Genomic DNA, 15,471 nt, shown 5'->3' on the forward strand with positions numbered 1-15,471 from the left:
GATAAGGTCCTTCGCTGCGCTCAGGATGACAAACGTAACGTTTACAGCTTCGCCAGGCTGGCTTTGATGCGCCGAAACGCTTCCACCAGCTTGTCATCGGCGGCGGCGGTGCTGAAGCGCATGCACTCCGGTGCCCCAAAGGCATCGCCCGACACGGCCGAAACGTGCGCGTCGTGCAGCAGATACAGGGCCAGGTCTGAGGAGTCCCGGATGGTGCTGCCATCGGGCGCGAGGCGATTAAAATAGGCCGATACTTCCGGAAAAATGTAGAACGCGCCGCTGGGCGTGGGCGTGTTGAAGCCGGGAATGTCCTTCACGATGTCCAGCACCAAATCGCGGCGGCGGCGGTAGGCGGCCACCATCTCATCGGCGGAGGCGCGGCCACCGCGCAGGGCCGCCAGCCCCGCCCGCTGGGTGATGGAGCAGGTGCCCGACGTAATCTGGCTCTGCATCTTCTCGCAGGCCGAGGCGATGTCGGCCCGGGCGGCCAGGTAGCCCAGCCGCCAGCCCGTCATGGCGTAGCCCTTCGAGAAGCCGTTGACGGTGATGACCCGGTCTTTTATCTCATCGAAATGGGCCAGGCTGGCGTGCTCGCCCACAAAGTTGATGTACTCGTAAATCTCATCGGCCAGGGCGTACACCTGCGGGTGACGGGCCAGCACTTCGGCGATTTCGCCCAGCTCCTCGCGGCTGAAAACCGCGCCCGTGGGGTTGCAGGGCGACGAGTACATGATGAGCTTGGTGCGGGGCGTGATGGCCGCTTCGAGCTGCGCGGCCGTCACTTTGTACTCGTTTTCGAGGGTGCCCACCAGCGTCACGGGCACGCCCTCGGCCAGCTTCACCATCTCCTCGTAGCTCACCCAGTAGGGTGCAAACACGATGACCTCCTCGCCCGGATTTACCAGGCTGAGCACGGCGTTGGCCAGGGCCTGCTTGGCCCCGGTGCTCACCACAATCTGGTTGGGCTGGAAATCGAGCTGGTTATCCCGCTTGAATTTGTCGCAGATGGCCTGCCGCAATTCCGGGATGCCGGGCACGGGCGTGTAGAAGGTGTAGCCGTCGTCCAGCGCCTGCTTGGCGGCATCCTTGATGTACTGCGGGGTCTGGAAATCGGGCTCGCCGAAGCTCAGGTTAATGACGTCGATGCCCGTGGCCATCAGCTCGCGGGCTTTCTTGGCCATGGCGATGGTGGCCGACTCGTTCATCGCCAGCAGGCGGTGCGAGAGCGGCGAGACGGGCGCAAGCGTGGTAGTATCGGGCATATCGAGCAACGGTGAATGGGAGGGCAAAGGTAATTCAATTGTCAACGCGGGGCTGCCATTGCATCTGTCATCCTGAGCGTGCGAAGGACCTTATCACCGCTACGCCACATAAATACAAACTACGCAACGGTGATAAGGTCCTTCGCACGCTCAGGATGACAGACGTGGACCAGCTGACAGTTGGAACGGTTACTGTCCCAGCCGCCGCCAGCAGCGCCAGAGCACGCTCAGGTCGGTGCCCGGTTCATAATCCTTTGCATAAAGCAGCTCCAGCCGCCGCAGCGTCACCTCATTGAGCGGGGTGGCCGTGTGGGCGGCATCGGCGGGCGAGAGCACGGCGGGCACGGCGCGGGCCGGGCCTTCGAGGTGGCGCAGGCCCACCCAGGTGCGGCGGCCCAGCAGCACGGCCCCGCAGTTGCGCAGGAAACCGGCTTTTTTCGGCTGAAACCAGACCAGCACCGGGCTCAGCGCCAGCAGGCCGGCACTGGTGAGCAGGTCGAGCAGGCGCTTGGCACGGGCCTGCTGGGGCTGGTAGAGGTTTAGGGCAATGTCGAGGGTGTAGTAGTCGCCGGGCGAGTCTTTGCTGCTGCTGCCGATGATGTACTGGCTGTCTTCGGGCAGGATTTTGTAGGCCACGGGCGGCTCGGCGGGCAGGCCCAGCATGAGGGCAATAATCTGGCTGGCGGGCAGGTCTTTACCGCAGAATATTAGCTCATTCAGCCCGTAGAGGCGGATAATATCGTCCAGCTGGCGCAGCTCGCCCAGCGCTTCGCCAATGGGTGAATGGGTGAATGAGTGAATGGGTGAATGGTTTTCGGTGGCTGCCGCTTCTGGCGTTTCCTCCTCCCCCACGCTCACGTAGCCAATTACCCGGGCCGATACGTGAGCGGCTTCGAGCAACTGGCGCACGCGGCGGCTTTCGGGCCCCGAGCCCACGATGGCAATATTTTTCTGCCGGCGCTCGCTCAGGTGCAGGTTTTTATACTTGATGAAGTGCGCCACCAGCTGCCGGCCCACCAGCGCCGCCACCGCCCAGGCCCCACCCAGAATAATGAGGGCTTTGGAAAACCGCCAGGCATCGAGAAAATTCGAGGCGGCCGAAATCAGCAGCGTGCCGATGAAAATGCCGCGCACCACCCGCGAGGTGCGCACCGGCTGGTCGTAGCCCCCGCTGAGGTAAGCCGACGTGAGCCAGACCGCGATGTAGGCCGGCACGGCCGCCGCCATGTACTGCGGCGGGTACGCGCCCGGCACAAACTTGTGGTTGTGCTCCCAATAGGTTTTCAGGAAGTACATGCCGCCCCAAATCAGGCCGGCATCGAGCAGCAGCGGGGCGGCGCGCACTGCCAGGCGCTCGGCCACGGCCGCGCCGGCCCGCAGCCAGATGGCCGCGTTGATGAGCAGCGAAAACAGGCCCGCCCGGCCCGGCGCGAAGTGTTTCTGGGCAAAAATCACCATCGCCCGATAAAACACAAACACGTAGTTTACGCTGGTGCGCTTCGTGCTTTCGCCCTTGTAGTGAATGATGCGGGTGCCGGGGAAATAATAGTTTTTCCAGCCGCCTTGGGTGAGGCGGTACGAGAGGTCGATGTCCTCGCCGTACATGAAATAGTCTTCGTCGAGCAGGCCCACCTGGTCCAGCGCGGCCTTGCGCAGCAGCATGAAGGCCCCGCTCAGCACCTCAATCTCGTGGGTTTCGTCCTTATCGAGAAAGCCCAGGTGGTAGCGGCCAAAAGTGCGCGACTTCGGAAACACGCCCGCCAGCCCGAACATCTTGTAGAACGCCACGGCCGGCGTGGGCAGGGCGCGCTTGCTTTCGGGCAGGAATTTGCCCTGGCCATCCAGCATCTTGATGCCGAGGCCGCCACAATCGGGGTGCGCGTCCATGAAGTCGCAGCAGGCGCGGAAGGTGTCTTCCTCCACCACGGTATCGGGGTTCAGCAGCAGCTGGTACTGGCCGGTGGCGCGGCGCAGGGCCTGGTTGTTGCCTTTCGAGAAGCCGGGGTTGTCGCGGTTGGCAATGAGAATGACCTCCGGAAACCGCGCCCGCACCATGGCCACCGAGCCGTCGGCCGAGTTATTATCGACCACAAATACCTCTACGGGCTGCCCCAGCTTCTCCACGGCCCGCCGCACCGAAAGCAGCGCCTGCTCCAGAAAATAGCAGACGTTATAATTAACAATGACGACGGAGAGCTTCAAAACCTGTGCGGTAAGCTTTAGCTTGCCGTGATGGAAGCATTAAAAGCGCATGCAAAGCTACTGCGCTGGGGCATTTATCGTTTTCGCGACGGCAAGCTGAAGCTTACCTCACTACCGGGCCTGGCGCAGGCGGTCCACAATGCTGCGGCCGAGGGTGATTTCGTCGGCGTATTCCAGCTCGCCGCCCATCGGAATACCCCGGGCAATGGTGCTGATGTGCACGTTGGGCAAATCGCGCAGGCGGCGCGAGAGGTAGAAGGCCGTGGTGTCGCCCTCCATGGTGGGCGAGATGGCGAGAATAACCTCGCGCACTTCTGATTCTTCGCCCGCCGCCCGCTCCACCAGCGAATCAATGTGCAAATCGGAGGGCCCGATGCCTTCAATGGGCGAAATGACGCCGCCCAGTACGTGGTACACGCCCTTGTACTGGCCCGTGTTTTCGATGGCAATCACGTCGCGCACGTCCGACACTACGCAGACCAGGCTGTGGTCGCGCAGCTTGTTGGCACAAATGCCGCACTCTTCGGCGTCGGAAATGCTGTGGCAGGTTTTGCAGTAGGTAATTTCGAACCGCATCTTGGCCAACGCCTCGGCCAGACTGGCCGTGGTGTCCATTTCGGCTTTCAGCAGGTGCAGGGCCAGGCGCAGGGCCGTTTTACGGCCGATGCCGGGCAGGCGCGACAGCTCGCCCACGGCGTTTTCAATCAGTTTGGAGGGAAATTCCATTCAGATAATGGGTGCTTGGTTGTTGGTGCATGGTGCTTGGTAAAAAAGTGCGACTCTGCCCGTAACCAAGCACCATGCACCAGCAACCAAGCACCAGAGATTAGACGACATCGGCGGCAATGCCGCGGTCGTGAATGGCGGTGCAAAGGGGCTCCAACTCCTCGTAGGTACCCATTTTGACGGCGCACTTGCCCTTGTAGTGGATGAGCAGAGTGCATTGCTCGGCCTGCTCGGGCTGGTGGCCACACACGTCCATCAGGGTTTTAATGACGTGGTCGAAGGTGTTGATTTCATCGTTGTACACGACGAGGTTGCGCAGCTCGGCTTCTTCTTCGAGCAGTAGAACCTCTTCATCATAATCGGTTTGCGGACGGGTATTCATAAGGCAAATTTACGCAGGAAAGCCCGTGTGAGGCAGCTCCTGATAACCCCAAACCCGCCCGTTTCGTTTCGTGGAATCCTTGCAAATACGCAAACCTTACCCCGCCATTATGCGAACGAGTAGCGCGAACTTTGCTCCTAGCCCCCGCCCCTCATGCCCGTTCCCTCCGCCGATTTCAAGAAAGCCCTCAAACGCCTCTCCGAGCCCGAAAAGGAAGCCCTCCTGCTCCGCGCCGTGCGCCGCGACGCCGAGCTCTACGAAACGTTCCGCTTCGAGCTGCTGGCCGATATAACCCTGGGCCAGATTCAGGAAGAAACCGCCGACCGCATCCACGAGCTGTTTACCGTGGCCGTGACCGGCCGGCTGCTCAACCGCAGCCTCGTGAAGGCCGTGCGCGCCGGCGTGCAGGAAGCCGCCCGCGCCCGCCGCATCACCAAAAACAAGCAGCTCGAAATCGACCTGCTGCTCTACATTCTGCGGCAGTGCATCGATAATTACTCGGGCCAGTTCGACAGCGTGTGGGACGGCTTTTACAACGCCACCGCCCGCCTGGCGGCCCGCCTGCCCGCCCTCGTCCTCAAAAGCCTGCACGAAGACCTGTGGGTGGAGTATCAGTCGGACCTGGACGACGTGCTGAGCGAGCTGCACCGCCGCAAAAAGAGCCATAACCTCAAATTCGACCTGCCCCGGAAATTTGAAATCCCCGAATAAAAAAAAGCCCGCCGAATCCGGCGGGCTTTTTCATCCATTGCTGGTCAAGCCAGAACCTCGCATTCGTGAGATTCGAGCCAGCGAGCAGTTAGGCTTTCTTGGCGATGACGTTGAAAGTCAAGTCGAACGTGTCGTAGATGGCTTTGTCGCCGATGCTGTCGAAGAACGACTTCGAGCCGTATTTCAGGCCAAACTTGGTGCGGTCGATGGTTACCTTGCCGGTAGCGGCGGCCACACCGTCTTTCACGCCGGCTTTGGCCGGGAAGCTGATGCGCTGCGTCACGCCCTTGATGGTCAGGTCGCCGGCGATGGTCGCGTTATCGGCATTGGCGGCGGCACCTTTGATGGGCGTTACGCTGACGATTTTGAAGGTCGAGGTGGGGAATTTCTCCACGCCGAAGAAATCGTCGCTGCTCATGTGGCCCACAAATTTGCCCTGGCTTTCGGCATCTTTGATGTCGGTGGCCACCATGGTTTTCATGTTCACGGTCACGGTACCGCCTACGATGGAGTTGCCCTTCACGAGCAATTCGCCGTCGGAAAATTGCATGGTGCCGTTGTGGCCGTGGGTTACGGCTTTGCCTTCCCAGCCCAGGGTGCTCAGCTGCGGCTGCAGCTTGTAGGCGGGGGCAGGAGCGGCCACGGTAGCCACTTTAGGGGCCGAAGCAGCGGAAGTTGCGCCAATGGTGGCAATGGCGAACAGGGCGGGCAAGAGGATTTTTTTCATCTTAAGCAAGTATTAGAAAAAAGGTAAGAAGTGTAATTTGAAGCAAGTATTACGACCGGGCAGTAACGAAAAAGCGTGCCGGAACCTGGGCAACAGCAGAGATTGAAAATGGCTTATTCCACCGTTCGCATTTTGTCGAGCAGGTCGTTCAACTGGCGCATCTCGTCCTCGTTCAGCGGGGCGTTTTCGTTAGCGTCCAGAATGCCAGTTTCCTCAATGCTGTCGAGCAATTCCAGGCCGGCTTTGGTAATTCGGATATCAACAGCGCGGCGGTTGGCCGGGCATACGGTGCGGGTCACCAGCTTTTTCTCTTCGAGGCGGTCCACGATGCGCGAGGCATTGCTGGTTTTGTCCAGCATTCGGTCGATGAGCAGGGCCACGGTGGCCGGCAGCGGGTGCTGCCCGCGCAAAATGCGCAGAATATTGAACTGCGGCGAGGTGAGGCCGAACGGTTTGAAGGCTGCTGCCTGGCGCAGCTGCAACCAGCCCGCCGTGTATATCAGGTTGATATGGGCTTTCTGGTACTCGTTGCGGAAAATGGGTTGTTTGATTTCGTCTTCGATGCGCATAGCAGGTATAGGTAGCAGGTAGTGGAACCGGGTGCAAATATATGTACATACATTTAATGTCACAACATCGTTCCCAGAAATTTTTAAAATAAGCTGTGCTCCTCCCCTTCCGCCCTACCGCCGGGGCTTAAAATCCGTATCCCCGCACATTCACCATTTTCTTTATTACCATGACTCGTTTCTTCCTGCTCGTATTTGCCGCCGGCTGCCTGGCCACCGCTCCACACTTGGCCGCAGCCCAGGCCGGTGGCTTCCCGGTGCAAACCACCAGCCGCACCCAGTTTGTGATGACCAACGGCGAAGTAGTGCGCCGCGAGGGTACCCAAACCATGCCCCTCACCCAAAACGTGAAGCTGCCCGGCGGTGTGAAAATCAACTACAAAAACGGCATCGTAGAAATGCCCGCTGACAAAATAAGCCCCAAGGGCAAAAAAATCACCCTGCAGGAAGGCGACTACGTGAGGCCCGACGGCGGCGTAGTATTCGCCACGCCGGCCAGTGCCGCCGCCGCCCGGGGCGAAGGCACGCCCCCCACCACGCCCCCCGGCACCAAGTACGATACCTACGTGCAGCACGGCCCCGGCTTCTCCGACCCCGCCATGCAGGTATCATTGCTCAACAAAAAGATTGAGCTGCTCAACCAGAAAATCCAGGCGCTCAGCCAGGGCCAGACTACCCTGCCCAACACTAAGGCCATCGACGACCAGCTCACGCAGCTCGACGCGCAGCTAAACGCTCCGAAATAGCCCCAAGCGGCGGAACAGCCCCAGCAAGGCGGCACTCGGTTGAAGAGTGCCGCTTTGCTGGGGCTTTTGGGTTCAGGAGCAGGGCCAGCTACACTCGCCGCAGCAGCCCCACCTGTTCCTGCACCAGGCCAAACGGCTCATCCTTGATAATCAGAAATCCATCGAGGTCCAGCACATCGGCCAGCGCGCTGATTTCGAGGGCGGCCGCGATGCCCACGCTGGTTTCCACCATGCAGCCCAGCATGGGCAGCAGGCCGTGGGCGCGGGTACGGCGCAGCAGGTCGATGCCCCGCCGGAAGCCGCCAGCCTTCATCAGCTTCACATTCACGCCGTGGAACTGTTGGGCGATATCGGCAAAATCGGCCGCGTCAGTCACCGATTCATCGGCGATGAGCGGCACGCTGCTGCGGGGGCGGAGGTAGCGGTAGTCATCGGCCAGGGCGGCGGGCAGGGGCTGCTCCAGCAGCTTCAGGTGCAGGCCGGGCACGGCGGCCGTTTCTTCCAGAAAGCGTAGCACGCTGTCGGCATTGGGCCAGGCTTCGTTGCCATCTACCAGCAGGGCGTGGCCGGGCAGGGCACGCGATACTTCGCGCAACAATTCGAGCCCTTCGGCCTGGTTTACTTTGATTTTCAAGAGCTGAAAGCGGGCAGCATCCTGCTCGCGCAGGAAGCCGGCCACCGCGCCCGGCTCCATAATGGGCAGGGAAAAAGCCGTGGGCACAGCGGCGGCCGGGGGTGGCACGCCCAGCCATTGCCACACCGGCTGCCCGGCGCAGGCGGCCAGCCACTGCACGAGGGCGGCTTCAAGGGCAAAGCTCAGGGCGTGGGCCACGGGATGCGCGGCCAATAGCGCATCCAGCTCCGGCAGCGTATTTATTTCAGACAATCCATTGTCCAACAGCCCATTAAACTGCTGCCAGAGCAGCTCGGGCGACTCGCCGTAGCGCACATTGGGCGCGGCCTCGCCGGTTCCGTGCTGGCCGTGCCCGGCTATGCGCAGCATCAGGTTGGTTTTAGTAGCCGAAGCATTGCGGGATATTTTCCACACGTAGCGAAGCGGAAGCAGGTACGGAGTGAGGGTCCAGATGGGCATGAATAGAATAACGGAATGCCCGGGTAAGCCGGCTATAAAAGCAGGCAGAATGATTCAGGCATATAAGGGCCACCTGAATAATTATGATAATTCAACGTGAATTTAGGTCCATTGGGCTAAAAACAGTGGGATAAATGGAAAATAAGTCGAGCTTTGTCATGTCATAATTCTTCGTAATTATGTCCTACCTATACTCATCATCTTTTTCATGCAAAAAACGTTAATCACCGCCCTTTTCCTTGGTACCCTGCTGGTTGCTTCGCCATTTCAGCACGCCCCGGTACAAGCCCAAACAACCAAAGCCGTCAGTGTCATTCCGTGGTTCGCGGTGAAGAACAGCACCATGGTGGTGCAAACCGGCGACAAAGCAAAGACACTGGACAAAGATGTAACGCTGCCGAACGGAATTCGGGTCGAACATCTCTCGCGCTCCATCGTGCTCACCAACGGCAACCGCGTAAAGCTCAAGGAAGGCGATATGCTAAGCCTGAACGGCGAGTTTATTCGAAAAAACGCGGCTCCGGAACCAGAAGTTGCCGCAACTCCGGCACCTGCTACCCTTTCGGCTTCGGCCACAACGCCAGCCGCCGCGCCAGTCCCGGCCCCGGTTTCGGCCCCGGTGCCCACCGCGGCCCCGGCAGCTACGCCGACTTTCACCTACCGCCCCACTGCGCCCGTTGATGGCAAGCTGAAAGGCGTGGTAGAGCTCGGGGCCAGCGGCTTTAACCTGTTTATTGTTCGGGCCGATAACCAGCACAACTGGAAACTCGAAAAATCAGAGTTCGGCAACAGCCTGGTGATGGAAAACATGGCCACGGAGGAGGATGTGCGCAACGGCCTGAAAAGCTACATCGGCAAAATGCTTGACTTTGGCGTAGCCGGGCGCGATATTCACTTCATGGTGAGTTCCGGCGCAGCTATGTCGGACGTGACGCGCCGCATTGTGAAGTCGCTGGAGTCGCTCAAGTACGTGGTGAACACCGTGACGCCCGAGCGCGAAGGCACCCTGGGCCTCAAAGCCGCCCTGCCAATGCCTTTTGCCGATAAGGCCTTTATGCTCGACATGGGCTCGGCCAACAGCAAAATTGCGTGGCTGGCGGACGGCCAGCCCCACGTAGAAGACACCTACGGCTCGAAATACTACGAAAAAGACGTGCCCGATGCCACCGTAATCGCCGATGTGAAGACCAAAGCGGCAAAGGTGCCGGGCAAGTTGCGCAGCACCTGCTTCGTCATCGGCGGCGTACCCTACGAGCTGGCTAAAGCCGTGCGCCAGGGCCAGGAGCCCTACACCGTACTGAAAGCTGCTGATGCTTATCCGCAGCTTTCGGGGGCCAAAATCAAGTCCGGCCTCAACATCTACCAGGCCGTGGCGGCGGCTACTGGCTGCCAGCAGTTCGTGTTCGGCTACGATGCCAATTTCACTATCGGCTACTTGCTTTCGCTGCCCTAGCCCACCCGCGGCTACCCACTTCTACCGCCTCGTGCCCATTGGGACGGGGCGGTTTTTTGTGGCCAGCCCCGAACGCGTTTTCCAGAGCACCGGGCTTGCTGGCCGGATAATGCCGTTCTTTGATGCCTCATTCCGTATTCACGGCCTTTTTAAGTTGCATGGCAAAATCCCGTTTACTCCTCGTTGCTATTATGGTGCTGCTGGCTGGTGTGCTCACCGTGCTCGCCGCCAACCAAATGCTGGTCCTGTCGCCCGCCGTACCCGTGGCCGCCCGCTGGCTGGCCCTGCTGGCCATTGCCGCCGCCGTAGCCCCCCGCCGCTCCCTTACCCTTTGGATTGTGGTGAGTATGCTGGTCGGCATCGAGCTGGGCCACGATGCACCCGCCGTAGCCATCAGCCTTAAAGTACTGAGTGATGCCTTCCTGCGCCTGGTGAAAACCATCATCGCGCCGCTGGTTTTTGCTACGCTGGTCGTAGGCATCGCCGGCCACGCCGACCTCAAGCAGGTGGGCCGCATGGGCCTCAAGGCGCTGGTTTACTTTGAAGTCGTGACCACGTTTGCGTTGTTCATCGGCCTGGCGGCCATCAACTTCACCCACGCCGGCCGGCTCGATGCAAATGTGCTGGCCGCTGCCCGCGCCGCCAACACCTCCGATGAAGCCAAAACCCTGGCCGTGGCCGGCCCCCAAACCGCCGCCGACATCATCCTGCACATCTTCCCCGAAAACATTGCCAAATCGGTAGCCGAGGGCCAGGTCCTGCAGGTCGTTATTTTCGCTATTCTGTTCGCCATCGGGCTGGCCATGACGCCGGAGCGCCCGCGCCGCGTGATGCTGGAATTCTGCGAAAGCCTGTCGGAAGTCATGTTCAAGTTCACCAACGTGGTGATGTATTTCGCGCCGCTGGGCGTGGGCGGGGCCCTGGCCTACACGGTGGGCAAAATGGGCTTTGCGCCGCTGCTCAATGCCTTGCAGCTGCTGCTCACCCTTTATGGGGCGCTCATTGCCTTCGTGCTGCTGGTGCTGCTGCCGGTGGCGCTGCTGGCGCGCCTGCCGCTGCGCCGCTTCATTGCGGCCGTGGCCGAGCCGGTTAGCATTGCCTTCGCCACCACCTCGTCGGAAGCGGCGCTGCCGCGCGCCATGGAAGCCATGGAAAGCATTGGGGTGCCGCGTCGCATCGTGGCATTCGTGATGCCCACCGGCTATTCCTTTAACCTCGATGGCACTACGCTGTACCTCTCCCTGGCCGCCGTATTTGTGGCGCAGGCCGCTGGCATCCCCCTCACCTTTGGCCAGCAATTGCTCATGGTGTTCACGCTGATGCTCACCAGCAAGGGCGTGGCGGGCGTGCCCCGCGCCTCGCTGGTCATTTTGCTGGCCACGGTGGCGTCGTTCAACCTGCCGGCCTGGCCGGTGTTCATCATTCTGGGCATTGATGCCCTGATGGATATGGCCCGCACGGCTGTCAACGTGCTCGGCAACTGTTTGGCTTCGGCCGTCGTAGCCCGTTGGGAAGGCGAGTTTGTGGACGACTACCAGGGCCCCGACCCGGCGGCTATCGCACAATAGAACTTTTTTAATAACGGCCAAGTTGAATAGCAAGCTTTGCCGGTTAATTTTCTACTATTTAAGGGCTTTTTCAGGCTTTTTACCGAGTACATGCCAATAGGTTGATGTAAATCATCTAATTTTACACCTACTCCCCGGCAGGTTGGTGCTACCGATTTTAAAAAGGCATTTTTTGGTTTTAATATTTGGTTTTTACTATATAAATTTCTACCTTACTCCTATGAAAATTGCTAGTCCCCTCGCATTGCTGGCACTTTTGCCGATGCTGCTGCTCGCTCCGGCTTGTGTATCGGTCAAGAGCATGATGAAAGGCACGCCGTCGGCCGCCATTTCCAAGCGCCTGCCCCCGCTGGAAATCCTGGCCGACCAGGGCCCGTTGGCCATGAACGACGGCGCGCTGCCGGAGGACCCGCTGAAATTATTTCAGCAGGAGTGCCGCATAAACCTGACCGAGCCCACCGACTCAGCCACGTACGGCTACGCCAAGCTCATTGTGAAAAAGGTACGCACCCTGCGCACCGGCCGCGCCGTGCAAGGCCTGCAGGTGCTCACGTTTATGATTCCCGCCGTGGTGGGCGTGCCCCTGGAATGGTATAAGACGACGCTGCAAGCCGAAGTGCAGGTGAGCGACGCGGCCGGCAACCTGCTGGGCTCGTACCTCGGCACGGGTACTTCGGAGGTGAAAGTAGCCATGTACCACGGTTATTCGCAGACGGCCGCGCCCCGCCTGGCCGATGTTATCGCCCTGCGTGGTGCCATGGCCCAGATTCGGCCCCAGCTCGACACCGCCACCACCCGCCTGCGCCCCCTGCTGATGGCCGGCGGCACCGTAGAGAACCCCACCCTACCGGCCTCGTCGGTGGTCACGGGCAGCCGCTAATCCAAGACCACCGCAAGCTTCCCCTTATTCTGACTACTATAAAAGGCCCGTAGTGCCCCTCCTTCCCGGTTCCGGGCAGATGGGCGCTACGGGCCTTATCTTTGGGCTTGCCATGACCCATCTCCTGCCTTTCCGGTTTTCTGCCATCCTGCTGTTGGGCCTTGGGCTGCTGCTGCCCGGCTGCTGCGCCAATAATGTGTGCGACTGCCCCGGCGAATCCCAGGCCGATGCCATCAAGCTGGTGTTTTCAAGCAAAGACTTCCCCACGAGTACCGACCTCGATAGCATTGTGATAGAGCGCTATCCGTTGGTAATCATTCCGGCCAGTGGTACTAACCCGGGCACCAAGCCCGAAACCGCGACCCTGATTCGCTCCGCAGCCCAGGCTTACGACACGATTGTTATCAACAATTCTACGCCGTTTTCCCAGGTCAGCACCGCCAAGCTCGACCAGTACCAGTATTACGTGCGCTACTTCCCGGCCCTGCCGGCCCCGCGCAGTAAGCTCCCGGCCTTTGCGCTGGTTATCGACAGAGTGACGCTGAAAGGCAATCTGGATGGCAACGGCTGCTGCACCTGCTACACCAATACGCAAAAGGTCATCACCACGCGCAAGGACAGCACGGCCGGCACCACCACAGCCGAGACAACCAATCTCAAAGACAAACCCGTCTTTATCATCACCAAGTAGCCCGCCGGGCACTGGCTTGCGTATAGCTACTGCCGGGCTGCAACGTTTGGCCAGGCATTCCTGTTTTCGTTTCTATGGCTGTTGAACCTACTCTCACGGTGGCGCCGGCGGTGCCCATTGCACCCCAGCCGGCCGCCCCTGCTTCTGCGTTTCCATTTCGGTCCACGCTCAGCCTCGAGCCGCTGATTGCCTACTGGCATGCGCGCGAAAGCGCCAGCAATGCCGGCGTGGCGCTGCTGGCCCGCGCCATTGGCGAGCAGGTGGCCCAGGCCGCGTGGAGCCGGGGCCTGCTCACCGACTATTCGGTGCTGGAGTGCAACTGCGACTTGGTGGAAACGCTGATGCTGGCCGTGTTTCCGCCGGCCTCGTTCGCTACCGACATCAGCGGCGTGGTGGCCCCCTTCCAACGGCACAGCTTCTACTCCACGCCCCTGTTTGAGGAGGTGATGCTGAACAAGGACCGCACCGTAAAGCAGCCGCTCAACATCGACCTGCCAACCATGGAGCGGCAGATGGGCCTGATGGCCTACCACCTGATTCTGCACCGCCTGTACGGAGCCGAAATGCCGTCGCTGGGCACTATTGTGTTCACCGTGCCCGACTATAAAGTGGGGCTGTACCGGCACTACGGGGTCGATTTCAACTCCGATTTTGTGATGGTGCGGGTGGTGGGCGAGCTGCCCGTGCTCACACCCGAACAGATTGAATTTCTGGTGCATAACCGCCACCGGCCGGAGGTTTGGCACGAGCTGCTGCCGCCCGAGAATTTCGAGCTGGAAGGGTTCAATCTGCTGCAGCTGGTGGACGTGACCGACCAGGAAATCCTGTCGGAGCTGAAGTATGACCTGCTGGAGCGCGACGTGCTGCAAACCCCGGCCCGCTTTGAGCAGATTCAGGAGAAGCTGCGGGTGCTGTTTGCGATGCCAACGCTGCAGCTGGGCATTGCGGCTTACGATGAGAAGAAGCGGGCTTTTGTGGATTTTGGGCGCAAAATCAACCACAGCTTTCTCGCCAAACAGGTGCAGAACCAGTCGGCCAACAGCAGCTTCCGTCAGATTTACGAGCGCCTGCTGCGCGAGCGCGAGCCGCTGGTGCTCAAAGACGTGGCCAATTCGGACATTCCGAAGGACCTGCGTCAGCAAATTATCACCCTGGGCATTAAGTCGGCCATTCTGGCCCTGCTACCTTATGGCACCGACACGGTGGGCCTGCTGGAGTTGGGCACGCCCGACGTGAACGGCCTCGATGAGTTTGACATGGACAAGGTGGCGCAGTTTGTGCCGCTGTTTGCGGTGGCGGTGAAGCGCAACGCCGAGGACCTGCAATCCCGCATTCAGTCCGTGATTCAGCAGAAATTTACGGCCATTCATCCCACCATGGAGTGGCGCTTCGCCGATGCGGCCCGCAACCTGCTCACCCAGCTGGATGCCGGCAACCGCACGGCCGAGATGGAAGCCATCGTGTTTGAGGACGTGTACCCGCTGCACGGCTCCTGCGACATTCGGGGCAGCAGCACGGTGCGCAACGAGGCCATTCAGGGTGACCTTATCGAGCACCTTACCCTTGCCAACAAGGTGCTGAAAAAGGCCTCCGAATTCCAGCAGCTTCCCATTCTGGACGAGCTGAAGTTCTACGTGACCAAAAACCTGAAGCGCCTGCGCGAAGGCCTGCTCACCGGCGACGAGGCAAATATTTACGATTCGCTGAAGCGCGAAGTGGAGCCGCTGTTCGAGTATCTGGCCACGCACACGCCCGAGCTGCGCCCCGTTATCACCAGCTACTGGAACAACATCGACCCCAAGCTGGGCATTCTTTACAAGCGCCGTCAGGACTTCGAAATCAGTGTGACGACGCTCAACGATGCCGTGAGCGACTACCTTGACGAAGAGGAAGATAAGGCGCAGCTGATGTTCCCGCACTACTTCCAGCGCAATAAGACCGATGGCGTAGAGTTCAACATCTATGTGGGCAGTACGCTGGTGCAGGACAAGCCGTTTGACCTGGTATTCCTGAAAAACCTGCGCCTGTGGCAGCTGCTGACGATGGTGGAAATCACGCGCCGCACCCATGTGCTGAAAGCAACCCTGCCCGTGCCGCTCGAAACCACGCAGCTCATCCTCATCCACGGGCAGTCGCTGAGCATCCGCTTCCGGCAGGATGAGCGCCAGTTCGACGTGGACGGAGCCTACAATATTCGCTACGAAATCATCAAGAAGCGAATTGACAAAGCCACCGTGCTGGGCACCGGCGAGCGCCTGACCCAGCCCGGCACCCTGGCCCTGGTATACGCCCAGACCCGGGAGGCCATGGAATACTACGAGTACATCGACTACCTCCAGGACCGGGGCATGCTGGAGGCCGAGGTGGAGGAGCTGGAGTTGGAAGAGCTGCAGGGCGTGAAAGGCCTGCTGGCCCTGCGGGTGCGGGTGCGGCTGGTAGAATAACGCTATACCCAACGCCG

The 15,471-nt window shown here is 60.2% G+C and carries 14 protein-coding genes; 7 read left to right on the forward strand and 7 right to left on the reverse strand.

The genetic code is table 11. The annotated features are described in order from the left end of the window. Positions 1-41: 41 nt before the first annotated feature. From HBN54_RS15375 to HBN54_RS15390, 4 genes are all read right to left on the reverse strand, one after another. Entirely contained in the window at positions 42-1,262 is a 1,221-nt protein-coding gene (locus HBN54_RS15375) for a pyridoxal phosphate-dependent aminotransferase (RefSeq protein WP_168674103.1), read from the reverse strand. Positions 1,263-1,451: 189 nt separating this feature from the next. Beyond that, positions 1,452-3,464 (reverse strand): glycosyltransferase family 2 protein, encoded by a 2,013-nt coding sequence (locus HBN54_RS15380; RefSeq protein ID WP_168674104.1) that lies wholly within the window; start codon positions 3,462-3,464, stop codon positions 1,452-1,454. A gap of 111 nt (positions 3,465-3,575) precedes the next feature. Further along, positions 3,576-4,190, reverse strand: a complete 615-nt coding sequence (recR, locus tag HBN54_RS15385; protein ID WP_168674105.1) for a recombination mediator RecR — start codon at positions 4,188-4,190, stop codon at positions 3,576-3,578. Positions 4,191-4,290: 100 nt separating this feature from the next. Further along, positions 4,291-4,572, reverse strand: coding sequence for an ATP-dependent Clp protease adaptor ClpS (locus HBN54_RS15390; protein WP_168674106.1), 282 nt, complete (start codon positions 4,570-4,572; stop codon positions 4,291-4,293). A gap of 153 nt (positions 4,573-4,725) precedes the next feature. Between HBN54_RS15390 and HBN54_RS15395 the strand changes: the two genes are divergently transcribed. Continuing rightward, on the forward strand, positions 4,726-5,283 hold the full coding sequence (locus tag HBN54_RS15395; protein ID WP_168674107.1) for a hypothetical protein: 558 nt from the start codon (positions 4,726-4,728) through the stop codon (positions 5,281-5,283). An 88-nt stretch (positions 5,284-5,371) separates the two neighbouring features. On the opposite strand, the gene HBN54_RS15400 is transcribed toward HBN54_RS15395, so the two are convergent. Together HBN54_RS15400 and HBN54_RS15405 are read right to left on the reverse strand one after the other, a co-directional pair. Continuing rightward, complete coding sequence (locus HBN54_RS15400) at positions 5,372-6,010, reverse strand: YceI family protein (RefSeq protein ID WP_168674108.1); 639 nt, start codon at positions 6,008-6,010, stop codon at positions 5,372-5,374. A 113-nt stretch (positions 6,011-6,123) separates the two neighbouring features. After that, the gene (locus HBN54_RS15405; protein WP_168674109.1) at positions 6,124-6,579 is read right to left on the reverse strand and encodes a MarR family winged helix-turn-helix transcriptional regulator; all 456 of its coding nucleotides are present in this window, start codon (positions 6,577-6,579) and stop codon (positions 6,124-6,126) included. Positions 6,580-6,749: 170 nt separating this feature from the next. Here HBN54_RS15405 and HBN54_RS15410 point away from each other — a divergent pair, with 170 nt between their 5' ends. Further along, positions 6,750-7,325, forward strand: coding sequence for a DUF6799 domain-containing protein (locus HBN54_RS15410; RefSeq protein WP_168674110.1), 576 nt, complete (start codon positions 6,750-6,752; stop codon positions 7,323-7,325). A gap of 88 nt (positions 7,326-7,413) precedes the next feature. On the opposite strand, the gene HBN54_RS15415 is transcribed toward HBN54_RS15410, so the two are convergent. After that, positions 7,414-8,418 (reverse strand): enolase C-terminal domain-like protein, encoded by a 1,005-nt coding sequence (locus HBN54_RS15415; protein ID WP_168674111.1) that lies wholly within the window; start codon positions 8,416-8,418, stop codon positions 7,414-7,416. Positions 8,419-8,626: 208 nt separating this feature from the next. On the opposite strand from HBN54_RS15415, the gene HBN54_RS15420 reads away from it, so the two are divergent. The 5 genes from HBN54_RS15420 to HBN54_RS15440 all read left to right on the forward strand — a co-directional run bounded on the left by HBN54_RS15420 (position 8,627) and on the right by HBN54_RS15440 (position 15,454). Continuing rightward, positions 8,627-9,871, forward strand: coding sequence for a DUF6799 domain-containing protein (locus HBN54_RS15420; RefSeq protein ID WP_168674112.1), 1,245 nt, complete (start codon positions 8,627-8,629; stop codon positions 9,869-9,871). A 158-nt stretch (positions 9,872-10,029) separates the two neighbouring features. Further along, positions 10,030-11,439 (forward strand): dicarboxylate/amino acid:cation symporter, encoded by a 1,410-nt coding sequence (locus HBN54_RS15425; protein WP_168674113.1) that lies wholly within the window; start codon positions 10,030-10,032, stop codon positions 11,437-11,439. Between the two features lie 220 nt (positions 11,440-11,659). Next, complete coding sequence (locus HBN54_RS15430; RefSeq protein ID WP_168674114.1) at positions 11,660-12,319, forward strand: hypothetical protein; 660 nt, start codon at positions 11,660-11,662, stop codon at positions 12,317-12,319. A 112-nt stretch (positions 12,320-12,431) separates the two neighbouring features. Continuing rightward, complete coding sequence (locus tag HBN54_RS15435) at positions 12,432-13,010, forward strand: hypothetical protein (RefSeq protein WP_168674115.1); 579 nt, start codon at positions 12,432-12,434, stop codon at positions 13,008-13,010. Between the two features lie 74 nt (positions 13,011-13,084). After that, positions 13,085-15,454 (forward strand): GAF domain-containing protein, encoded by a 2,370-nt coding sequence (locus HBN54_RS15440; protein WP_168674116.1) that lies wholly within the window; start codon positions 13,085-13,087, stop codon positions 15,452-15,454. The last annotated feature ends 17 nt before the right edge of the window (positions 15,455-15,471 follow it).

It is taken from the genome of Hymenobacter artigasi (genome assembly GCF_012275535.1).
Lineage (GTDB): Bacteria > Bacteroidota > Bacteroidia > Cytophagales > Hymenobacteraceae > Hymenobacter > Hymenobacter artigasi.